Source organism: Duganella sp. CY15W, assembly GCF_009857555.1.
GTDB lineage: Bacteria > Pseudomonadota > Gammaproteobacteria > Burkholderiales > Burkholderiaceae_D > Rugamonas > Rugamonas sacchari.
Map to the genome: position 1 here is coordinate 739600 of NZ_WWCQ01000003.1, position 20580 is coordinate 760179.

Here is a 20580-nt window from a genome sequence, read left to right on the forward strand (position 1 = left end):
TCGAAGACTTACTAATTCCGCTTTTTTCTTTTAGGAGATACACCATGTCCCAGTACCAAGACGACATCAAGGCAGTTGCTGGTTTGAAAGAGCAACAAGGTTCTGCCTGGAACGCCATCAATCCCGAGTCCGCCGCCCGCATGCGCGCCCAGAACAAATTCAAGACCGGTCTGGACATCGCCAAGTACACCGCCAAGATCATGCGCGCCGACATGGCTGCCTACGATAAAGACCCATCGAAATACACCCAGTCGCTGGGCTGCTGGCACGGTTTCATCGGCCAGCAAAAAATGATCTCGATTAAGAAGCACTTCAACAGCACCGACCGCCGCTACCTCTACCTGTCGGGCTGGATGGTGGCCGCACTGCGTTCGGAATTCGGCCCGCTGCCAGATCAGTCGATGCACGAAAAGACCGCCGTATCGGCACTGATCAAAGAGCTGTACACCTTCCTGCGCCAGGCCGATGCGCGCGAACTGGGCGGCCTGTTCCGCCAGCTGGACGCCGCTGAAGGCAGCGCCAAAGCCGCGATCCAGGACAAGATCGACAACCACGTCACTCACGTCGTGCCGATCATCGCCGACATCGACGCCGGTTTCGGCAACGCCGAAGCGACCTACCTGCTGGCCAAGCAATTCATCGAAGCAGGCGCCTGCTGCATCCAGATCGAAAACCAGGTATCGGACGAAAAGCAGTGCGGCCACCAGGATGGTAAAGTCACCGTGCCACACGAAGACTTCCTGGCCAAGATCCGCGCGATCCGCTACGCCTTCCTGGAACTGGGCGTGGACGACGGCATCATCGTCGCCCGTACCGACTCGCTGGGCGCCGGCCTGACCAAACAGATCGCCGTGACCAACGAACCTGGCGACCTGGGCGACCAATACAACGCCTTCCTGGATTGCGACGAAGTGTCGGCCGATGCACTGGGCAATGGCGACGTCATCATCAAACGCGAAGGCAAACTGCTGCGCCCTAAACGCCTGCCAAGCAACCTGTTCCAGTTCCGTTCGGGCAGCGGCGAAGCACGCTGCGTACTGGACTGCATCACCTCGCTGCAAAACGGCGCCGACCTGCTGTGGATCGAAACCGAAAAACCACACATCGCCCAGATCGGCGGCATGGTCAGCGAAATCCGCAAAGTGATCCCGAACGCCAAGCTGGTGTACAACAACAGCCCATCGTTCAACTGGACCCTGAACTTCCGCCAGCAAGTCTACGATGCCTTCAAAGCCGAAGGCAAAGACGTGTCGGCCTACGAGCGCGCCCAGCTGATGAGCGTGGAGTACGACACCACCGAACTGGCGATTGCAGCGGACGAAAAAATCCGCACCTTCCAGGCGGACTCCGCCCGTGAAGCCGGCATCTTCCACCACCTGATCACGCTGCCGACCTACCACACCGCCGCGCTGTCGACCGACAACCTGGCCAAGGAATACTTCGGCGACCAGGGCATGCTGGGCTACGTGGCTGGCGTCCAGCGCAAAGAGATCCGTCAAGGCATCGCCTGCGTCAAGCACCAGAACATGTCCGGTTCGGACATCGGCGACGACCACAAAGACTACTTCAGCGGCGATGCAGCGCTGAAAGCCGCCGGCAAAGACAACACCATGAACCAGTTCCACTAATCCGGTTCCGCTCCAACCAGGCCCGCCACTTCGGCGGGCTTTTTTTATGCAAACAACGGGGTCAGGTCCGTCATTTCTACACGAGCTCGACACTAACGCAGCGCTACGGCTGAGGACGTGTAGAAATGACGGACCTGACCCCGGATTCGTTGTTTATGCGGACACTACAGGCGCCTGGCCGGTGAATTGTCCGCTGACTGCTTCCTGCAAAATAAAGGCAGCGAGATCGGCGCGCGATAATTTGCTGGTGAGGCCCGGCTGCAAATCTGTGCCGACGCGATAGCGGCCCGTCTGCGCGCCGTTGCTCAGCATCGGTGGCCGCACCAGTGTCCAGCGCATGCCGCTGTGACGGACCAACACTTCCATAGCGTCCTTGTCGCGCATTTTGCGGGCGATGATTTTGCGGATCAGGCGGATGAAGACGGAGTCCTGCGCGCTCTCCAGTGCGCCATACGCGCTGAGGGCAATCAGCCGCTGCGTGCCTGTCGCGTTCATCGCCTGCAGGATGCTTTGCATGCCGTTGCTGCAGACCGGCGCTGGATCACCGCTGCGCATGCCGAGCACGCTGATGACCACATCCGCTCCATGCACTACGGATTGCACCGCTTCCGGTTGATGCAGATTGCCGGCGACGATATGCACTCCCGGCAAGCTGCTCGCGTTCCTCGCCAGGGCCGTGACTTGATGCCCGGCTTGCAGAGCCTGCTCAACCAGATGGCGGCCTGTCGCGCCGGTGGCGCCGAAGATAGCCAGTTTCATTGCGCTTCTCCCAGGACGGCAACGGCGGCGGCGGTCAGTCCCGGCGCGCTGGCCAGGAAGGCGCTGCTGCCGGTATGCCACGGTGCGCCGTGCAGATCGGTGATGCTGCCGCCAGCTTCGGCGACCAGCAAGGCGCCTGCCATGAGTCCTGAACGGACCTGGCTGTGCTGCCAGAACACGTCCTGGCTGCCGGACGCCACATGGATCAGCTGTAGCGTGGCCGGCACGGACACGCGTACCACCAGCGCCGCTTGCAGCATGGCGCTCACGGCCGATCCGATGCGCTGATAGGTTGCCGCGCCTTCGTCCGGGGTGGCTTGGCCCGTGCCCACCATGGCGGCCCGCAATTCGGTTTTCTGCGACGCCTGCAGGCGCCTGCCGTTGAGATGGGCGCCGCCGCCTGCGCTGGCGGTGTAGAGGTCGCCTGTCATCGGCAGATAGACGGCTGTCAGCACTGGCGCATTGTCGCGCACCAGCGTGGCGGTGACACTCCATTCGCCGAGCCCGTGGATATGGTTGATCGCGCCTTCGACAGGATCGACCACCCACCATTCGCCGCCGGGCAAGGCGCCGCTGCCGCTTTCGTCTTCGTCCCAGCGGGCAGCAGGGAAGACTGGTGATAGCTGCGCGCGCAGAATCCGCATGGAGATGTCGTCGTTGGCCTGGATCAGGCCGACGATGTCTTGACGGTCCTGCGGACGGGAGGTGATGGTGAAACGGGATTTGATGGCGTCACCTGCGGCCTGGACTGCAGCGACGACTTGATTGAGCTGATGCATAAGTGAACTCCTGAGTGCGTCAGAGACTGGAATTAGCTCTTGACGTGGTCAGGAAATAATATGAGCATAAGCTCATATGAACAACTCGCAATCCCGCAAGGCTGCCGCGCGCGGCCTGGCGCCAAGAAAGGCGCCATCCCAGTCCCGTTCCGCGCAGACGGTGGAGACGATATTGGAAGGGGCAGCTCACATTTTGGAGCAGCTCGGGCTGGAAGGCTACACCACCAATGCCATTGCGGCCAAGGCGGGCGTCAGCATCGGCTCGCTGTATCAGTACTTCCCCAGCAAGGATGCCGTCACCATCGCGCTGATCGAGCGCGAGTCGTCCGAACTGGTGCGGGAAGCCAAGGCAGCCTTGCTCGGCGACGACCGGCGCAGCGCACTGCGCCAGCTGATCGAGATTGCCGTGCGCTACCAGCTGCGCCGTCCCAGACTGGCAAAGCTGCTGGACTTCGAACAGGACCGGCTGGCGCCACTGCTGCCAACCTCCGGCAACGTCGCTACCCTGCACACCGCGCTGGTCGACTTCCTGAACGGCTGGCCTGGCGCCAGCGCACGCCAGCCGCAAGTAGCCGCATCTGACCTGATGGCGATCATGAGCGCTCTGACAGACAGCGCTGGCCGCAGGGGCACAATGGATGCGGCAAAACTGGCCAACAGCATTGAAGGCGCCGTGCTTGGCTATCTCGCCGAACCGACCACCGGCTGAGCGGTGGGAGCGAGGATGCTCGTGAGTTCTTCGTAGAGGAAGCTTGTCAGCGCCTTGATACGGGCGGTGTCTTTGAGGTCGCGATGGGTGAGTAGCCACAGGCCGGTATCAAAACGCGGGTCTGGTTCGGTGATGCGTTGCAGACGGCGGTCGTTGTCTGCGAGGTGGCACAGGAGTGGCGCCATGCCGAGGCCTTCGCGCGTGGCGTCGGCCATCGCCAGCAGGCTGTCGACGCGCATGCGTATGCGTTCGGGCGGCACTGTCTGCGCCAGCCAGCGCGCCTGCTCCAGGTGCGCCAGCGTGTCGTCCAGTCCTATCCATTCATGCGCGGCCCAATTGTCCACGGCGATGCCGCGCTTGACGGCCGCTTTCAGATAGCTGCGCGAGGCGTAGATGGCGCTGGAGAGTTTGCCCAGCTTGCGGCCGACCAGCGTGTCGGGCGGTGTGTTGGATGGCCGCAGTGCGACGTCGGCTTCGCGCCGGTTCAAATTCAGGAAGGCATTGTTCATCACCAGTTGCAGGCGCACGCCGGGATGCAGCTGCTGGAAGCGCGCCAGGGCCGGTATCAGCATGCTGCGCGCCAGCGTATCGGTGGTGGTGATGCGGATTTCTCCGCTCAATTCCTGATCGTGTCCGCCGACCGCGCTGTGTGCCGCCGCGATCTGTTCATCCACGCCTGCCAGCCGCGCCTGTAATGTCTCGCCCGCGGCTGTCATGACGTAGCCGGACTGGAAGCGTTCGAACAGGCGCGTGCCGAGCGCGCGCTCCAGGCTGTCCAGCCGGCGCAGTACGGTGGAGTGATTGACGTCCAGCGCACGCGCGGCTGCGGACACGCTGCCCGCCCGTGTCATGGCCACAAAACAGCGTAGATCTTCCCAATCCAGGTTATGCATTTTTGCGGAATGATTTGGTAAATTTCGCTAATTTTAATGCGTTTTCACACAGGGCATACTGGCTTCATCCAATCACGAAGGAGCTTGACCATGATGACCCTGTACACCGCCAACACGCCCAACGGCCAGAAGGCCACGATTGCCTTGCAAGAGCTGGAGCTGGCCTGCGAGGTGCGTCTGCTAAACCTCGGCGCCGGCCAGCAACACGCGCCCGAGTTTGTGGCGATGAGCCCCAATCACAAAATTCCGTTGCTGGTGGACGATGGCCAGGCGATCTTTGAATCCGGCGCCATCCTGATCCATCTGGCTGACAAGGCAGGGCGTCTATTGCCAAAAGATGGCGCGCCACGCAGCACGGTGCTGCAATGGCTGTTCCTGCAGGTGGCGAGCGTGGGGCCGATGCTGGGCCAGTTGTGGTGGTTCCGCCATGCGTGCACCGAGCGTAATGAACAGGCGCTGGACCGCTACGGTAACGAAGTGCGCCGTCTGTACGGCGTGTACGAACAGCGCCTCGCCAGCAGCGCCTATCTTGCGGGTGACGATTACAGCATCGCCGACATCGCTACCTGGCCGTGGCTGGCGTCGCACACGGAGCTGGGACTGGACATGACGGCCTATCCCGCCATCTCGGCATGGCTGGCGCGGATCGCGCAGCGCCCGGCGACGGTACGCGGCATGGCGATCGCGAAAGGAGACTGAGATGGCCTGGCTGATCCTGCTGGCCGCTGCGCTGGTGGATATCGCCATGGCGGTGGCGCTGAAATATGCGGAAGGCTGGACGCGCTTCTGGCCCAGCGTCGCCGGCCTGGTCTTTGCCAACGGCGCCATCGTATTGCTGACGATCGCGCTCCGGCAGCTGCCAGTCGGGACAGCGTTTGCGATCTTCACGGGCGTGGGCGCGGCGGGTATTGCCTTGATCGGCATGGTCACGTTCGGCGACAGCGCCAGCCCGCTGCGGCTGTTGTTGATCGCGACAATTATCGCTTGCATCGCCGGCCTGAAATGGACGGCAGGAGTAAGATAGCGCAGCCGCGTAATGTGCGCGGAAAATCAGGAAAGGTCAGATCCATGAAAACTGTATTGTTCTTGAAGTCTGCGCTCGCCACGCTGGCGGTCGCGCCCTTGCTGTTGTCCATGCCCGCGCAGGCGCAAGCGCCTTCGCCCGCTGTCGTCGCGGCGGTTGCCGACAAAACGCGGCCGGAAAAAGACACCCAGCAGGATGCGATTCGCCGTCCGGCGGAGCTGATCGCCTTCGCCAACATCAAGCCGGGCGATGTGGTGATGGATGTGTGGCCGGGCGGCGGTTACTGGTCGCGCGTGTTCTCCACGCTGGTCGGACCGAAAGGCAAGGTGTACGCGTACGTGCCGGCTGAAATCACCGGCTTCAAGTCCGACCCGCTGGCATTGGCGAAAGCGATTCCCGCCGAGCCAGGCCATGGCAATGTGGAAGCGATTTCCTACCCGGCAGCCGAGCAGCCGCAGTCCGATATGCTCAACAAGGTGGATGTGGTCTGGACGTTTGAGAACTACCATGACCTGTACGACAGCTTCATGAAAGGCGCCGACGTCAACGCCTTCAACCAGGCTGTCTTCAAGCGCCTGAAACCGGGCGGCTATTACATCATCGTCGACCATGCTGCGGTTGCGGGCACGGGCTTGAAGCACACGGAAGATCTGCACCGTATCGATCCGGCGACCGTCAAGACGGAAGTGCAGAAGGCAGGCTTTGTGCTGGACGGCGAATCCAGCGTGCTGGCCATCGCTGGCGATGACCACCTGCTCAAAGTGTTCGATCCCGCAGTACGCGGCAAGACCGACCGCTTTGTACTGCGCTTCAAAAAGCCGTCACATTAAGATAGGGGAAACTAATGCGGCGGAGGGTTTGCAAACCCTCCAGCTGCAACACTGGATACGGGCAGCGACAAGGCAAGCGACCCCGCCATTGACAAGCGGCGCGCGAAAGCACTGGCGGTGAAGGGCTGGATCATGCGTGAGCTGATTGACGACTACTGCGACAAGATCATGGTTAGCCTGGGAGTGAGTACGCAAAAGGGCTATAGCCGCAACCTGATTCGCACAGAGTCCCGTCTAGGCGCGTATATGGCGACGCAGGTAGTGCCTAGTTCGCTTACTATCGATAATGGCGGCAAGCGAATTTGAACGGATAGCGCGCTAAAACTTCGTCACAAACTCCCTCAGCGTTGGAAGCAGATCCTGGTCCACAAGCCGAGTTTCTATGGCGTTTGCCTTCTTCACGTGTTCTGGGTCATTCACATCGAACGTGTCAGCGACCGTTACGATTAATGTTCCTTGTTGCTTTTTCCCTTTGTCGTCCATGATGGGAATTACATGGGCCGCTTCCGGCACCTGTGCTGCCACGACCGTGTAGGGCAGGTAAATCATCCAGCCTGCCGATGGGCGATCTGGGAATATTTTTTTGTCGCTATAGTCATCCGGGTCAACCTGTACAAGCATGGGCTTCCAGATAGCGATAATTGTTTGTACCAGCTTCACGACATTGCCGTAGTCTTTTAGCGGGGCGATACCCTTGCTGCTGAAGTCCAGATTGGAAGGGATGTAGCCGGTGTCCAGAGTTGTGGTGAAGGCCATTCCACCTTCGCCCTCTGTTCCGTTCCAGACGCCCAGATTTCTGAGGTCAGAAGCAAGATTGGCTTTGTCCGCCTTCGCCATGGCGATTGCCGCAGTGCTCGGACCTCCGTCGTTGAATGCTTTGTTCAGGCGCGAGTTTGCCTCTGTGTCGGCAGGGGGGAACCATTCGTCGAGTGGCACGTTTATGGTTTCAAGAAACTTGGCAAGCCTCCAAAGGCTTTCATAGTGTTCCTCGATGGTGGGTAAGCTGGCACCTGCTCGAAAGTTCGCGCTAATTGTCAGATATTGGCTCATGGCGTTAAAAACGTAGTGATGGGAAGAAATTGAGCCTCGAATCTCTTGCTGAAGTAAGAATGGCTCAAGGGATAACAGCTGACTAACGAAAAGCCACCATTATCGATAGTCAGCCTCGCACCTCAAACGCCCAATACCAACGATGGCGCACGCCGGAATCAGATTTCATAAAGTCGGAATGAAACCTCATGTCGCAGGTACGAAGCGCTCAGCGGCACGCGATGCAAATGTGGAGTGTGCCAGACGGCCAAGGCTAGGGGTCAAGGCAGCCGGATATCTCAGTCCGACGCATTGCCCGCAAGCACTTGAAGTACGCTAAACTCTAGGTAAGCGTGCAGATACCGAAAGTATTTGCCGGCGTTCGCATTCAAACTGGAAAACCGAGGTAGAAATCAACTTGGACATCGAAATCTGGGACGGCGGTCTGCAAGAAGAAGAGATCGAAGCAATCGAGCAAATCAAGGCCGCTTTCGCGGAGAGTCCCTCTGATGGCAAATCGCTCGGCAGGGGTGGTTCGCTACGGGATCAACTTCAAAGCAAGATTACGCGTAACGGCATGTACCCTTGGAAGGGCTACGCTGGCTTCCGCTTTGTTGACGCCAAAGGTAAGGAGGGCGAGTTCGACCTGGTGATCGTGACGCACTGTAACGTCATTATTGTCGAATTAAAGGATTGGAACCACGCGCCGGTCACTTCACGTAAGGACATCTGGTTTAAGGGGACCAAGGACATGGGACGGTCGCCCGTCTCAGTTACCCGAAACAAGAAATTTTTATTGGAAAATAAGCTTAAGCGGTTTTCCTCACGTTTTACCAATAAGAACTTTATCCCCCGCGTACATTTTTTCGTCGTCATGACCGGAGATGCGGATTTCACTCGTCTTCCGGAAGTAGACTTGCAGCATACCAAGTCCTTGGCAGAATTCTTGAAGTTTTCGGACAAGGGATACTTCAACGATTTTTTCCGCCCGCACCCAGATGCACAAGTGCTGAATCAGGACTTTGCCATTTTCGATGAATTGTTCCTGCACTCTAATACAGGGCCGAAGGCATTGAAAATCGGTGGCTATAGCGCGGTCGAGGAAATATTTGAACACCCAAAACACGTATATAAGGAGTATTTAGCAACTTCCGAGCTGTCAAAAAGCACCGGAGCGCTGCTCCGCGTCTGGAATTTCAAGAAAGTCGAAGGTACTAAATCCTTTACACCTCAAGGCCGGGGCGAGATCGTCTCGCGCGAGCGCGAGATATTGCAGTTCATTAACCATCAGAACCGTGACCTTTATCACCATTGCCTCCGCTCGCTCACCAGTTTCGAGAAAGATGAGGTTACATCACAGTACAGCGAAGTGTATGAGCTTCCACCTGGCCACATGAGGTTCAATGAATTCGTTGGCAAGTATGGCCCAGCTCTACACGCTACCGACCGGCTGAACCTCGTTAAGCTATTGCTTGCAAAATTTAGCGACCTCCACGAGATCAGGATTGCTCACCGCGATATCGCCGACCATAGCCTCTGGTTGTCGCCGTCCAAAGAAATAGCCCTTTCCAGCTTTATCTCGGCTTACCACCAACCAATCGGAACGGTTGGCGATTACCGCAGCAGCCTATCGGTTGGTGCTGTTGAGGTGAAGGAAATGCTCGATGGAGTACCGCTGACTCCATTCCAGCAAGACGTTCATGCTCTCGGGCTCGTCTGTTGGCACTTGCTGACTGGGCAGCGAATGTCCCCCAAAAGCTTGGCGGGTGTCCAAGACGCGATGCTGGCAAGCAGCGAGTGGCACGCCGGTGTCTTGCTCAATGCGGTAACTGCAAAGTTCAAGGATGCGGAGGCATTCTTCGATGCTCTAATGCGCGCCGAGCCCCACAAAGAAATCGCGCCGACCTTTGATGACAGTGAGTTGGATGTATACCGCCGTCCGATCAATCACTCGCGTCAGTATCGAGAGGACGGTGAATTCCTACGCGAGACGACCGACAAGGAAGTCTACCTATCCGGTGGTAAGTTGGTTAAAGCCTGGTTGAATGTTGGGGGGGAAGGAAGCGATCCTATCGTCAATTTCCGCGTGCTGTCGTTTTTAAAGCGGGTCGATAAACTTTCGGCCGTCAACCCAGCATATTTACCCCGAGTCCTCGAGTACGGCCTCGCATCCAAGTCGTCTAGTCTGTATTTGGTAACAGATTTCATTGACGGTGCGACTTGGTCAGAGGCTGTCATCGAAGACGCAAAAAAAATGGACATCATTAGTAAACTGGTGTCTGCCGTCGAGCATCTCCATGGACTTGGAATTTCTCATGGAGACGTCCATCCGGGCAATGTCATGCTCGGAGGAGAAGACAGCAGCATTTACCTTATCGACGTCCCTGACTTTTCAGCAAACACGGCGGAGGTTAAAAACCAACGGTACAGTCCCGAACAGGTCGACGGGTGCTCGTCATTCCAGCGCGACATTTTCGCTGTGCTTAGAATGTCCAGCGAGTTGCTCGGGATCGCCTGGGGCGAGGACTCTCCCGCATACCCGGGGATTGCCGGCGCAATTAGAACGGAACTGGAAGATGTCGAATTCGGCTTCAAAGACTTGGGCCGTTTCAAGAAGGCGCTAACGCGAGGCGCAGACGCGCAGGCACAGCACCTTGTCGATGTTGCTGTGCCTAATGTCGAAGGCATAGTCACGATCTTGCCTGACAACGGACGCCTGTATGTTAAGGTCGACGCATCCTTGAAAGATGCGGACGAAGTGATTGTGACCTTTGCCGGGATTGGTGGGACCTTCTCTGCGTTCTACAACAAGGACCAGCGCTGCTTCGTGGGAGGACATCCGCCCCACGTACGTTCCAGCGTCAATTTCAGGGAAGCCCAAGAAAGCCAACTGGAAATAGGTATCGCAATCCGCATCACAGCTGGTCGTCCTGCCCAATTATCCCAATTGTCTGAGCTACTCCGCTATGACGAAGCGTTCGAGCGAGCAATCGAAATGCTCCACGAATCCCATCCCAAAGCTGTTGATGCGGAACTGAGCCAACAAGTTCAGGAGGCGTTCAACAGAGCCGAAGACCCGCAGGACACGGAGAGTGTTGAATTATCAGTCGAAATTTCGACGCAAGCACTGTGGCGTGCAATTCTTGACACAGAGACAGAATCCAGCCCGAATGTCGAGTTAAACGGGACGGCGTTGCCACCTGCCGATGCGGACGCTGAACTCATCCTCCCGTACGAAGCGGATATCGACCCGCTAGGTTCGTTCGCCAGTACAGACGAAGTCGAAGCACTCCTGATTGACCAAGATGGAAACGAGAAAAACCTTGGTGAGGTCTCACTTAAGAAATCTGCGCTGAACGAGGTGAGGTTGACCAGGATTCGGTCGGCCGCTCGCAGCCTCGGGGATGGCGACACCGTCTTCTTCCGAACCAAGCAGGATCGCGCATCCTACCGAAAGCGGAAAGTTGCCCTTGAAAGACTGCTCGACCGGGAAGGCGTTGTGCGAGATCTACTTGACCTGTTCGACCCCCGGTGTAAAACGGCCGCAACAAGTTACGACATCGAAGTTACCGACGCAGATTTTGCAAGGTACGACCGAGAAGACCAGCACGGAAACAAGATCAGTCTGAACGAGCAACAGCGCGAAGCGTTCAAGAAGCTGCTCAACTATGGCCCGCTGTCTCTCTTACAAGGGCCGCCTGGTACAGGAAAAACGGAGTTCATAGCGGCCTTCGTGCACTTTCTGGTCGAGAAACTCAATGTGAGACGTATTCTTCTAGTGAGTCAGTCTCATGAAGCGGTTAACACTGCGGCAGAACGCATCCGGAAGCACTGCGCAAGGCTGGGTACGTCGCTCGAGGTAGTAAGGTTTAGTAACCGAGAGGGCGCGGTATCCACTGGGCTCAAAGATGTCTATTCCCATGCCATTACGGCTGAAAAGCGGGAGCTATTCAATGCCGAGTATCGCTACCGCGTCGCGGCCCTTTCGGATGCGCTTGGACTCGAGCCTGAGTTCATCTCGAAGGTAGTCGATGCTGAGCTGAAGCTTTTCAAGCAAATTGACCATCTCGAATCCTTGCTCGCGCGCCTTGATGACATTGACGACAAAGAAGACATTAAATCTCTCAAGGTGATTGTGGCCGAGCTGGACGAGACCATCCGCGCGAAGCTATTGGCAGACTACGGTATCCCCTTGTCGAGGGAGTCCAGACTTTCGGACGCCAAGACCATTCTGATGTCACAGTTTTGCGCAGAGCACGGCGTGCGCCCGAACGAGGCGAGAAGAGTGCGTGCGCTAGCTAAGATTTCTGGGGACATGCGGGATGCCCTCTCAGCTGAGAGAGTCAACTGCGATGAGTTCTACGCGCGTTCGAGGCAGCTAGTCACTGGTACTTGCGTCGGCATTGGGCAAGGACACATTGGGATTCACGACAACGTATATGACTTTGTAATTATTGACGAGGCAGCGCGCTCCATCTCCAGCGAACTGGCGATTGCAATGCAATCTGCGAAACGCGTACTGTTGGTCGGTGATCACCTGCAGCTGCCGCCTCTGTATTCCGATGCACACAAGACGGCCCTTGCGCGACGCCTGGGTATCAACGATAAGCACACGGACCTCGATGTTGTACTGCGAAGCGATTTTGCGCGGGCATTCAATTCGGAATACGGCAGCCAAACTAGCGCCGCGCTGCTTACCCAGTATCGCATGGCCCCGCCCATCGGCAACCTGGTGTCGACTACGTTCTACGGCGGGAAATTACACAACGGCGCTCGGGCAATTCCCGACCTCTACCAGCACTCGCCCGACGCGCTTAGGTCAGCTGTAACCTGGCTGGACACCTCTCCACTCGGAGGACGTGCCTTTCACCAGAGCGACCGTGGAGTCAGCATCTACAACCGGTGCGAAGCCGAGCAGGTCATCGAAGTCCTCAAGCAGATTTCATTGAGTGGCCAGTTCCTCGCTAGCCTGCGTGAGCTCAAAGATAAGGAGGACGCACTTGTTGGCGTCATCTGCATGTATGCGGAGCAAAAACGGTTGATACGGCAGAAGTTCAACCAGGAGATCTGGACAGAGGGCTTTAAGGAACTAGTGAAGATCGATACAGTCGACAGTTACCAAGGCAAAGAGAACAGGATCATCATCCTGAGTCTTACCCGTTCTGATAAAGCTCGGACGCCCGGATTTCTGCGGACGCCGAACAGGATCAATGTCGCGATGTCGCGGGCAATGGACCGGTTGCTGATTATCGGGAACGCGGATATGTGGAGCAATCATAACAAGGACAAGCCGCTCGGCCAGGTTGTTTCTTACATGAGCGGTATGGGCGAGGGAGCCGGGTATCGGTTCGTGCCCGCACTAAATAAGCGCTAAGGTGGTGACATTGGAAAACAAGACGACTTATTATGAGATAGATTTCCTGTTGCCGGCTCAGCGCTTCAGCATCAGTTTTTCCTACATCACCCAAAAAGGCCTACCCTTCGTCCGCGAGTTCGTCCTGCGCCTGCTCCATATGGCACCGATGACGAAATCGCAGCTTGCCACATACTTCGGATTCAGCCGTAACGAAACCGAGGAAGCGATTGCCGATCTGGTTGACCGAGGAGAGCTAACGCTGTCCGACGTTGGCCGATTGATGCTTACCGACAAAGCCAGCGGATATTTCAACGACATCGGAGAGGCACCACGTCTATCCCAACTCCAAGACAGTGGAGCTTTCCTTGTCTTCGATCTGGCAACCTTTACTTGCCTCGGCAAGGACATCACCTCAGATAAATGGAAGACTGGAATAGCCATCCGGGTAGATGACGAGAATGTGTCAAGAAGTGAGGCACTGGCGGAAAAACATTTTCAACGGCAGTTCCATGACATTCTGGATAAGGGGCTGCTTTCAAAGTCCCTGGTGCAGGACGAGAAAGATTCGCTGACCGTGTACACGGTGAATTCGGTTACCAAGATCCGCCAGATGCCGTTTAGGCTTACCGTAAGATTTCAGTTGGACGAGGAGGGGCGAAGCGTAGAACGCGAAGACTTCGAGCTGCTAAATAGCTCAGACCAAGTTCATGAAAAAATCACGTTAGAACTTGATCGCTTGACGCGAAAGAGCAATGTGATGGAAATTGCCAAGGCCATGCTTGAGATTGGAGACGGCGACACGCTCAAATTGTTCGATTCGAGAAGCAATGCGCTGAATGTACAGTTCCTAGACGATCTAAGGCGACTCGAGGAGAACGGCGGCAATCAAAGAACCACCTTTGTTGGCTCTATCTACTCGGCCGCGAACTGGGACCTGCTCCAGAAAGCCTTAGCGCCAGTGCTCGCCTCTCGAATCAAGAGCAAAGCTGATGCAGGGCAGCCCCGGTTCTTATGGCTGGCACCAAGCGATCCGTATTGGTGCAAGAGCGCAAGGCTGTCGGTAGCACTGAGTGATTTCCTCAACAAAGCAAGCACGAAGGAGAAAAATCTCTATTCCCCCACGGTCTACTTACCGGTCTCGGGAAAGGATGACAAACGGACTGCCAAGCAGTGGGAACATGAACTTGACCTCCACGCGGCTAAGGCGCACGGGATAGTCGAAGGCTTCCTTGATGGAAATGTAGAGATTTTGCACTTCGATGGGGAACTTGTCGCTGTTGTGTATCACTTCTCGGTTCCCCCTGTTTACCCTGTGACGTTACCGCTTGGATTCATAAGCACCGATAAGAAGGTGGTTTCAGAAATAGGTCGCCTCGTCCAAGCGTACGTGGAGGGTAGCGCTGGGTATGAGCGGAAGAATGATTGCGGCCCGATAGCTAGACTTGGTCGGATTGAAAAAAATAAATCGCCTTTGTTGTCGAGATAGTGCGTCTTCCATCATCAAGATCCAAAGCTGTGATCAATGGCTTGGGTCATCGCACTGCTATGCGGAACCCGCTGCCGTTGTGCGGCAGCCGAATTACAGAGGCGGATTGCATCCACAACCGACTAAGAATGCGTTGATCTCTCTACTTCCAACGAGATGAGTGCAGGTCTCACCATTTTAGCTCTGGTCGGTCAACTTTCATTGGCCTGTGCTCTTGAGATATTTCGATTCGCTTCTTGCGCGGCGTCAATCTGATGGTGCCGTCGTCCATCAGGCGGCAGCCAATCTCATCCCCAACTCGTAGGCCCGCGGCCTCTAAAATAGATTTCGGTAAGCGGAGCCCTCCATCGGAATTCCCCCAACGTGTTAACCGTGCCATATCTGCCTCCGAGTGAAAGTGTATACATTGCGTACACTGCGAAATTGGCTCGGCCTGGTAGTGGCTGACATGCTGAAAATCCTCTTAGCACCGTCGAATGCTTTCTTACGGCGCATTTTGAGGTCTTCAGCATCGTATTAGTCAGAGAGCCATTTAGGGTGGGCGTTCCACGTCCAGATCGCTATTTTTCAAAGCAAATCAGCTAGAGCTCGGAATGGTTGGTGAACGGTATAGTTTTACCGCTCTAGCAGGGCAGCTATCAACCCATTCAGCTCATCTAGCTTTGCGGGAGCACTTCGCCTGGAGTAGATATATGGCTCAGCGCGCGAGTCTGGCTTGTACTCCCCGGGATATAGCAGCAACTGATCAAGCAAGGGATTGAGCAAGCTTTTTTGGGTCTCGTAAGCGATGTTGAAGTCGATCCCGACCCGGTCAAGAACCCGCAACCTGCACGCAGAGTAGGCCTTGCTGCGGCGGGGTTGATTCATGGATGAGAAGTGCTGATGGTCGAGCACCGTATCGTTCCCTTTGACGTGCCAAGCAAGCATGTCAGCATCAAGCTTGGACAGGTTTAGATTTTTATAGCTTGTAGATCTCAGCTGTGTTTTTCTGAAGTTCTGATCTAACTTCAGTATTTTTCGTACAAGCCCAAAGGCTTCCTCGTATGGATCCGACCACGTTGGATTGTGTGGCTCTGCTATCCAGTTTTCTACGTTGTCCAGATCTCGTTCGCTTAACCATTTGCCATGCAGTTTCGTGCCTACGCGAAGAGTGCGGGAAGCCTCCCTCTGCACAAGAAATTCGATATCCGACTCTTCAATAGGCGTGCAAAAACTGCCGATGCTATTTGGAGTCTTTACATACGCATCAATAAGGTATTCCCGTTGCCGAATATACGATGTGTAAGTGTAGGGCACAGTTACTCTTTGGTCCGGTTTCGGTGGGTATGAATAGGCTGGTTTTTTCACTGTCTCCTCCCGCCGATTGTTGAGCAGTGCTTCACTACGTGATCTTAATGCTGCCAAAGTGAGACGCGCCTCCATTTCGGTGGCGTGCTTGAATAGAAAGGTCGGGGTCACAGAGCTAATGACGATCTCTGCATTTTCGATTGCATCGTAGGCAGCAGCAGCGCCGCTGTTACTCAGTACCCAATAAGCCAATAGACGCAATCCCGTTCGGACGGCATAGGGCACTCCATTCACGAGTAGCCTATTATGTCCGACGATACAGGCTGGTGGATTGAACTCCACGACGTATCCTGCAATTCTGCCGTACATGCGTCTCTTTGTAACGCTATGCTTGTCGTGGGCATGGCCGGCCTGTGGCGTGCCTATTGGTGTGATCTTATAGCCTGCCCCAGTAAGTGGGCTAAGCGGGTATTGGTCCCTGAAGTCGTTACTGGAATCGTCCACATCTGAATGATCCCGCTCAGGGAAGTTGCATCGGTGGTAGTGTTCATCCGTCATCGGCGGCAGCCACACTATGATTTTGATTGAGTCACACACCCTACATTCCTTTCATGAGTTGCTCTGTGATTGCGCATGACGCTGTGCAGCTAGTCCGTGTTGAGGGGGGACTGCTGTGTACTATGGCTATGTCTGCATGTGTCAGTTAGCCGATGAGCAGCTGTCTAGCTATTCATTGTTTGCTATGGTCAGCTGTTGAGTGGTTAACTTCGCTAGTTACTTATGAGCGCAATTCAGCTCAGTCGGAATTCAATGGCAGCGTGCTGCACCTATTGATGCGCTATTGCAGCGGCCTGTGAAGCTCATTCGCTGTATCTCCATGGCGTGGACGCTGACAGCAAGTTCGCGTAGGCCATGCGCTGTTGCTTATGAAAATTGCGCCAATCAGCGATGAAAAATTCGTAGTGGTACCACGCATTTTTACAGTGAAATCTGCACACTGATCCGCAGAAAAATTCAGACGAATCAGTCGGCTGTTGGCATTGCCTGTTGTGTCGGCCTAAGCTGTTTTTTGCGAGACTGAACTAGTAAAGTGACGAATGCCTTCATGTCCACTGGGACTATGCTGCGAGATGCATACGAACGGGCGGCAATCCAAGCGTCGAGCTCATTCGCACTAAACCCTACCGCTCTGGCGCCGATTGCGAATGGCGGTGGAAAGACGCCCTTAGCAATGTCTAAGTATGTGGTTGGGATGGCGCGCCCACACCTGCCTTTGATGTCTTTGCGGCGGACGATACTATCGCTGGGCCGAGCTCTAATTTCCCGAATTATTTGCCTAAGCTCTTCGCAAATTTTGTCGTACGCATCTTGTGCCGGCGAACGCGGTAGATTGGATTGGTGTAGGGTTTCATTGCCGTTCATTGGTGTGTCCTTTCATCTAAGAGTGTGACGAAAGGATATCCGCGGCTGAAATTTAACTCGACTCCCCCTGACGCGCAAAGGGGGGTTATTTGGACGCGAGAACTCTGCTAAATGGTGATTTAACTTTTAGGACGGGGTTAAACTACGCCGCTCTATTTGGGGGCGTAGCGTGATAGCGACTCCCATTGGTAGTCTTCGAGAAGATTCGGTATCTCCAACGGCTCAAGTCTTTCTTCTCGAAGAATCTCGATGTCGTAAACGCCCTGTTTCAGATACATCGGTCTTTTTGCAGAAGTCTTGAGGGGCGTTATACGTCGCCTAAATTCGAGGAAAGTATTTGCGAGTCGAACAAGCTGATCCATGTCAGGTTCGCAAAGCAAGTTGAGCATCAAGCTCTCGCTGAACCGTAGTGGCGACTTGGTCAGGGTTACGATGGCAGCCCAAAAGTGCGAATCGTTGAAGTGATCTTTCCAATGTTCCTGTATGCGTCCCCATTTGCCACGTGGAGTGTGTTTATCAGAAGCTGGCTTACGTAATGGGGCGTTTTTTACTAGCCAGGCTGCTTTGCTAAGGGACGGATGTTCCGCAATATTGCGGTCACACATCTGCTGGTATAGGTATAGTGACGAGCCGACATCAAATGCTGCAGATGCGCGACTAAACCCCATGTTTAAGATGTCGACCGTGTACTGCCCAAGATAGGCCTGCGCGTCTGCTCGATCAGGCACCTGACGTCGTTCGTCCCAAGGATTAATGCCGAACGTCATCACATAGTGATGAAGTCTCGAACGAAATACGCTTCGCTGCTCCTGAAATTTGTTGTATTCCTGGGTGTAGTAGTTGTTTGCGTCGTATTGCAAAGGTTTGAGTGATTTGCTTTGCTCCTTGCCCATACTGTATTTGGATGTGGCACGGCGCGGATGCTCTTTGGTTGGTGGTGGCGGAGCAAACTCATGATCATCGACGTATAGAAGGTCGGCGAGTAGTATGCAAATGTCGCGCAGATCCTTTCGGCGTTTTACATACTCAGGGATAGCATTTAGACGCGCGGACTCCTCTTGCGACTTACGCAGATGCTTCGCGTCTTCCGCCTCGTCCATACCCCATCCAGGAATGTAACGTTTTTGGATAGTCATGTCTGGATCTATGATGCCCTACATACGCATTAGCGAGCTAATGAATCCTGTGTAGCTAGCTGTGTAGCTACATGCTGATTTTTTGGTTTTTATTTATTAAGTATTTGATTTTAAATGATTAAAAACTTACATTAAAATCACGTCGTACTGCTCCTGATGGTAGCTGTTCTCGACTTGTAGCGAGATCTTCTTGCCGATGAAGTCACCCAGCATCGCAAGGTGCTGGGATTCCTCTTCCAGGAACATGTCCACCACTTCCTGTGAGGCGAGGATGCGGAATTCACGCGGGTTGAACTGCTTGGCTTCACGCAGCAGCTCGCGCAGGATTTCGTAGCAGATGGTGCGCGAGGTTTTGACCTGGCCACGGCCATTGCAGGCCGGGCACGGCTCGCACAGGATGTGGGCCAGCGATTCGCGCGTGCGCTTGCGCGTCATCTCCACCAGGCCCAGTGCCGAGAAGCCGCTCACCGAGACCTTGGTGCGGTCGCGCGACAGGGCTTTCTTCAACTCTGCCAGCACCGCGTTGCGATGCTCGGTGTTTTCCATGTCGATGAAGTCGAGGATGATGATGCCGCCCAGATTGCGCAAGCGCAGCTGGCGCGCAATCGCGTGCGCCGCTTCCAGGTTGGTCTTGAAAATCGTGTCCGCGAAATTGCGGCCGCCGACAAAACCGCCCGTGTTGACGTCGATGGTGGTCATGGCCTCGGTCTGATCGACGATCAGGTAGCCGCCGGATTTCAGGTCCACGCGGCGGCCCAGCGCGCGCAGGATTTCCTCTTCCACGCCGTACAGGTCAAACAGCGGACGCTCGCCCGTGTAGTGGTGCAGCCGTGGCAGCACGCCCGGCGTGTAAGCCTGACCGAATTCCTGCAGGTTCACATAGTTTTCGCGCGAGTCGACCTGGATGGTGGCCGTTTCGTCGTGCACGAAGTCGCGCAGCACGCGCTGCGCCAGGCTCAGGTCCTGATGCAGCAAGGTGGTGGCAGGCCTGGTGCGTGCGCCGTGGGTGATGGCGGCCCAGGTCTTGCGCAGGTATTCGACGTCGGCAGCGATGTCGGAGTCCGACGCATCTTCCGCCTGGGTACGCACGATGTAGCCGCCTTTTTCCTCTTTCGGCAGCAGGTTTTGCAGACGCGTGCGCAGCGCTTCGCGGTCCGCTTCCTTTTCAATTTTCTGCGAGATGCCGATGTGGCCATCCTGCGGCAAATAGACCAGCATGCGGCCGGCGATCGAGATCTGCGTCGACAGGCGCGCGCCCTTGGTGCCGATCGGGTCTTTGATGACCTGTACTGTCAGCACCTGGCCGTCGAACAGGGTTTTTTCAATCGGTGTGGGCGGCGTGTTGCTGGCGCCATCGTGCGATCGCGCTTCCCAGATATCCGCCACGTGCAGGAACGCTGCGCGCTCCAGGCCGATGTCGATAAAGGCCGATTGCATGCCAGGCAGTACCCGCACGACCTTGCCGGAGTAGACGTTGCCAGCCAGGCCTCGGGTGAGGGTACGCTCAATGTGGAGTTCCTGCACGGCGCCCTGCACGATGAGGGCGACGCGGGTTTCCTGCGGAGTGATATTGATCAGGATATCTTCATTCATGCCCCGATCATACACGGGCCTCAGGGCAGGGGCAAACCCGCCTGACGCAGCAGTTGTACGGTTTCGTAGATGGGCAGGCCCATGATGCCGGAATGGCTGCCGGCGATGTGTTCGATGAATTGCGCCGCCGGGCCTTGAATGCCGTAGCCACCGGCTTTGTCGTATGGCTCGGATGAGGCGCAATAGGCGGCGATGGCCGCCGGTGACAGCACGCCAAAGCGCACCTCCGACACCTGCGTGATCTGGCCCGAGAACGAGGGCGACGCCACCGCAATCGACGTCAGCACCTGGTGGGTGCGGCCCGACAGCTGCTGCAGCATGGCGCTGGCTTCAGCCGGATTGGCCGGCTTGCCGAGAATCGCGCCATCGATGGTGACGGTGGTGTCGGCCGACAGCACGGCGCGCGGCGCCATGCGGCGTTTCACCACCAGGTCTGCCGCAAATGCCGCCTTCTCACGCGCCACGCGGGCGACGTAATCGAGCGGCGCTTCGCCGGTATGCACTTCTTCGGTGACGTCGGCGCCACGCGGGCCGTCGCTGCGCAGCAGCAGCAATTCAAAGTCGATGCCGACCTGGCGCAGCAGCTCGCGGCGCCGCGGACTTTTTGAGGCGAGATAGATCTTCTTTTCGACCGGCTTCATGTCGTTAT

17 protein-coding genes are annotated in these 20580 nt (G+C 56.2%); 7 read left to right on the forward strand and 10 right to left on the reverse strand.

Annotation, left to right across the window (positions count from 1 at the left end):
• Positions 1 to 44 precede the first annotated feature (44 nt).
• The gene (locus GTP58_RS18370) at positions 45 to 1628 is read left to right on the forward strand and encodes an isocitrate lyase (RefSeq protein WP_161078657.1); all 1584 of its coding nucleotides are present in this window, start codon (positions 45 to 47) and stop codon (positions 1626 to 1628) included.
• Between the two features lie 153 nt (positions 1629 to 1781).
• Here the strand turns inward: GTP58_RS18370 and GTP58_RS18375 are convergent, their stop codons facing one another.
• Together GTP58_RS18375 and GTP58_RS18380 are read right to left on the reverse strand one after the other, a co-directional pair.
• On the reverse strand, positions 1782 to 2387 hold the full coding sequence (locus GTP58_RS18375; protein WP_161078658.1) for an NAD(P)-dependent oxidoreductase: 606 nt from the start codon (positions 2385 to 2387) through the stop codon (positions 1782 to 1784).
• Entirely contained in the window at positions 2384 to 3166 is a 783-nt protein-coding gene (locus GTP58_RS18380; protein ID WP_161078659.1) for an inositol monophosphatase, read from the reverse strand. The genes GTP58_RS18375 and GTP58_RS18380 overlap by 4 nt, the downstream gene beginning before the upstream one ends.
• A 76-nt stretch (positions 3167 to 3242) precedes the next feature.
• On the opposite strand from GTP58_RS18380, the gene GTP58_RS18385 reads away from it, so the two are divergent.
• Positions 3243 to 3875: a TetR/AcrR family transcriptional regulator gene (locus tag GTP58_RS18385; protein WP_161078660.1), complete on the forward strand. Its 633-nt coding sequence runs from the start codon at positions 3243 to 3245 to the stop codon at positions 3873 to 3875.
• Here GTP58_RS18385 and GTP58_RS18390 read toward each other — a convergent pair.
• Positions 3848 to 4768, reverse strand: coding sequence for a LysR family transcriptional regulator (locus tag GTP58_RS18390; RefSeq protein WP_161078661.1), 921 nt, complete (start codon positions 4766 to 4768; stop codon positions 3848 to 3850). The two genes, GTP58_RS18385 and GTP58_RS18390, sit on opposite strands and share 28 nt — an antisense overlap.
• 90 nt (positions 4769 to 4858) lie before the next feature.
• Here GTP58_RS18390 and GTP58_RS18395 point away from each other — a divergent pair, with 90 nt between their 5' ends.
• Genes GTP58_RS18395 through GTP58_RS18405 form a run of 3 tightly spaced genes read left to right on the forward strand, consistent with a single transcriptional unit; the run spans position 4859 to position 6622 of the window.
• Positions 4859 to 5467 carry a glutathione S-transferase family protein gene (locus tag GTP58_RS18395; RefSeq protein ID WP_161078662.1) on the forward strand — a complete coding sequence of 203 codons (609 nt, stop codon included), beginning with the start codon at positions 4859 to 4861 and terminating at the stop codon, positions 5465 to 5467.
• Position 5468: 1 nt separating this feature from the next.
• Entirely contained in the window at positions 5469 to 5792 is a 324-nt protein-coding gene (locus GTP58_RS18400; protein WP_072789821.1) for a multidrug efflux SMR transporter, read from the forward strand.
• A gap of 44 nt (positions 5793 to 5836) precedes the next feature.
• Positions 5837 to 6622: a class I SAM-dependent methyltransferase gene (locus GTP58_RS18405; RefSeq protein ID WP_229215632.1), complete on the forward strand. Its 786-nt coding sequence runs from the start codon at positions 5837 to 5839 to the stop codon at positions 6620 to 6622.
• Between the two features lie 318 nt (positions 6623 to 6940).
• On the opposite strand, the gene GTP58_RS18410 is transcribed toward GTP58_RS18405, so the two are convergent.
• Entirely contained in the window at positions 6941 to 7672 is a 732-nt protein-coding gene (locus tag GTP58_RS18410) for an Imm52 family immunity protein (RefSeq protein ID WP_161078663.1), read from the reverse strand.
• A 397-nt stretch (positions 7673 to 8069) separates the two neighbouring features.
• On the opposite strand from GTP58_RS18410, the gene GTP58_RS18415 reads away from it, so the two are divergent.
• The gene (locus GTP58_RS18415; RefSeq protein WP_161078664.1) at positions 8070 to 13025 is read left to right on the forward strand and encodes an AAA domain-containing protein; all 4956 of its coding nucleotides are present in this window, start codon (positions 8070 to 8072) and stop codon (positions 13023 to 13025) included.
• A gap of 10 nt (positions 13026 to 13035) precedes the next feature.
• Positions 13036 to 14493 carry a hypothetical protein gene (locus GTP58_RS18420; protein WP_161078665.1) on the forward strand — a complete coding sequence of 486 codons (1458 nt, stop codon included), beginning with the start codon at positions 13036 to 13038 and terminating at the stop codon, positions 14491 to 14493.
• A 169-nt stretch (positions 14494 to 14662) separates the two neighbouring features.
• Here GTP58_RS18420 and GTP58_RS31950 read toward each other — a convergent pair whose 3' ends face one another.
• The 6 genes from GTP58_RS31950 to GTP58_RS18450 form a co-directional block, all read right to left on the reverse strand.
• A complete protein-coding gene (locus GTP58_RS31950) occupies positions 14663 to 14872 on the reverse strand; it encodes an AbrB/MazE/SpoVT family DNA-binding domain-containing protein (RefSeq protein ID WP_161078666.1) in 210 nt (69 codons plus the stop codon).
• A 236-nt stretch (positions 14873 to 15108) separates the two neighbouring features.
• Positions 15109 to 16122, reverse strand: a complete 1014-nt coding sequence (locus GTP58_RS18430; RefSeq protein ID WP_161078667.1) for a hypothetical protein — start codon at positions 16120 to 16122, stop codon at positions 15109 to 15111.
• 681 nt (positions 16123 to 16803) lie between these two features.
• A complete protein-coding gene (locus tag GTP58_RS18435; protein WP_161078668.1) occupies positions 16804 to 17202 on the reverse strand; it encodes an AlpA family transcriptional regulator in 399 nt (132 codons plus the stop codon).
• A 152-nt stretch (positions 17203 to 17354) separates the two neighbouring features.
• Positions 17355 to 18338, reverse strand: a complete 984-nt coding sequence (locus GTP58_RS18440; RefSeq protein WP_161078669.1) for a hypothetical protein — start codon at positions 18336 to 18338, stop codon at positions 17355 to 17357.
• Positions 18339 to 18464: 126 nt separating this feature from the next.
• Positions 18465 to 19931, reverse strand: a complete 1467-nt coding sequence (gene rng / locus GTP58_RS18445; protein WP_072789831.1) for a ribonuclease G — start codon at positions 19929 to 19931, stop codon at positions 18465 to 18467.
• Positions 19932 to 19951: 20 nt separating this feature from the next.
• Complete coding sequence (locus GTP58_RS18450; protein ID WP_161078670.1) at positions 19952 to 20572, reverse strand: nucleoside triphosphate pyrophosphatase; 621 nt, start codon at positions 20570 to 20572, stop codon at positions 19952 to 19954.
• Positions 20573 to 20580 lie beyond the last annotated feature (8 nt).

What these genes read in the sequence shown, in the direction of transcription:
- GTP58_RS18380 (WP_161078659.1), bottom strand. Translation starts at nt 3,166, where the DNA reads ATGCATCAGCTCAATCAAGTCGTCGCTGCAGTCCAGGCCGCAGGTGAC.
- GTP58_RS18410 (WP_161078663.1), bottom strand. Translation starts at nt 7,672, where the DNA reads ATGAGCCAATATCTGACAATTAGCGCGAACTTTCGAGCAGGTGCCAGC.
- GTP58_RS18405 (WP_229215632.1), top strand. Translation starts at nt 5,837, where the DNA reads ATGAAAACTGTATTGTTCTTGAAGTCTGCGCTCGCCACGCTGGCGGTC.
- GTP58_RS18385 (WP_161078660.1), top strand. Translation starts at nt 3,243, where the DNA reads ATGAACAACTCGCAATCCCGCAAGGCTGCCGCGCGCGGCCTGGCGCCA.
- GTP58_RS31950 (WP_161078666.1), bottom strand. Translation starts at nt 14,872, where the DNA reads ATGGCACGGTTAACACGTTGGGGGAATTCCGATGGAGGGCTCCGCTTA.
- GTP58_RS18395 (WP_161078662.1), top strand. Translation starts at nt 4,859, where the DNA reads ATGATGACCCTGTACACCGCCAACACGCCCAACGGCCAGAAGGCCACG.
- GTP58_RS18390 (WP_161078661.1), bottom strand. Translation starts at nt 4,768, where the DNA reads ATGCATAACCTGGATTGGGAAGATCTACGCTGTTTTGTGGCCATGACA.
- GTP58_RS18440 (WP_161078669.1), bottom strand. Translation starts at nt 18,338, where the DNA reads ATGACTATCCAAAAACGTTACATTCCTGGATGGGGTATGGACGAGGCG.
- GTP58_RS18435 (WP_161078668.1), bottom strand. Translation starts at nt 17,202, where the DNA reads ATGAACGGCAATGAAACCCTACACCAATCCAATCTACCGCGTTCGCCG.
- GTP58_RS18370 (WP_161078657.1), top strand. Translation starts at nt 45, where the DNA reads ATGTCCCAGTACCAAGACGACATCAAGGCAGTTGCTGGTTTGAAAGAG.
- rng (WP_072789831.1), bottom strand. Translation starts at nt 19,931, where the DNA reads ATGAATGAAGATATCCTGATCAATATCACTCCGCAGGAAACCCGCGTC.
- GTP58_RS18375 (WP_161078658.1), bottom strand. Translation starts at nt 2,387, where the DNA reads ATGAAACTGGCTATCTTCGGCGCCACCGGCGCGACAGGCCGCCATCTG.
- GTP58_RS18450 (WP_161078670.1), bottom strand. Translation starts at nt 20,572, where the DNA reads ATGAAGCCGGTCGAAAAGAAGATCTATCTCGCCTCAAAAAGTCCGCGG.
- GTP58_RS18400 (WP_072789821.1), top strand. Translation starts at nt 5,469, where the DNA reads ATGGCCTGGCTGATCCTGCTGGCCGCTGCGCTGGTGGATATCGCCATG.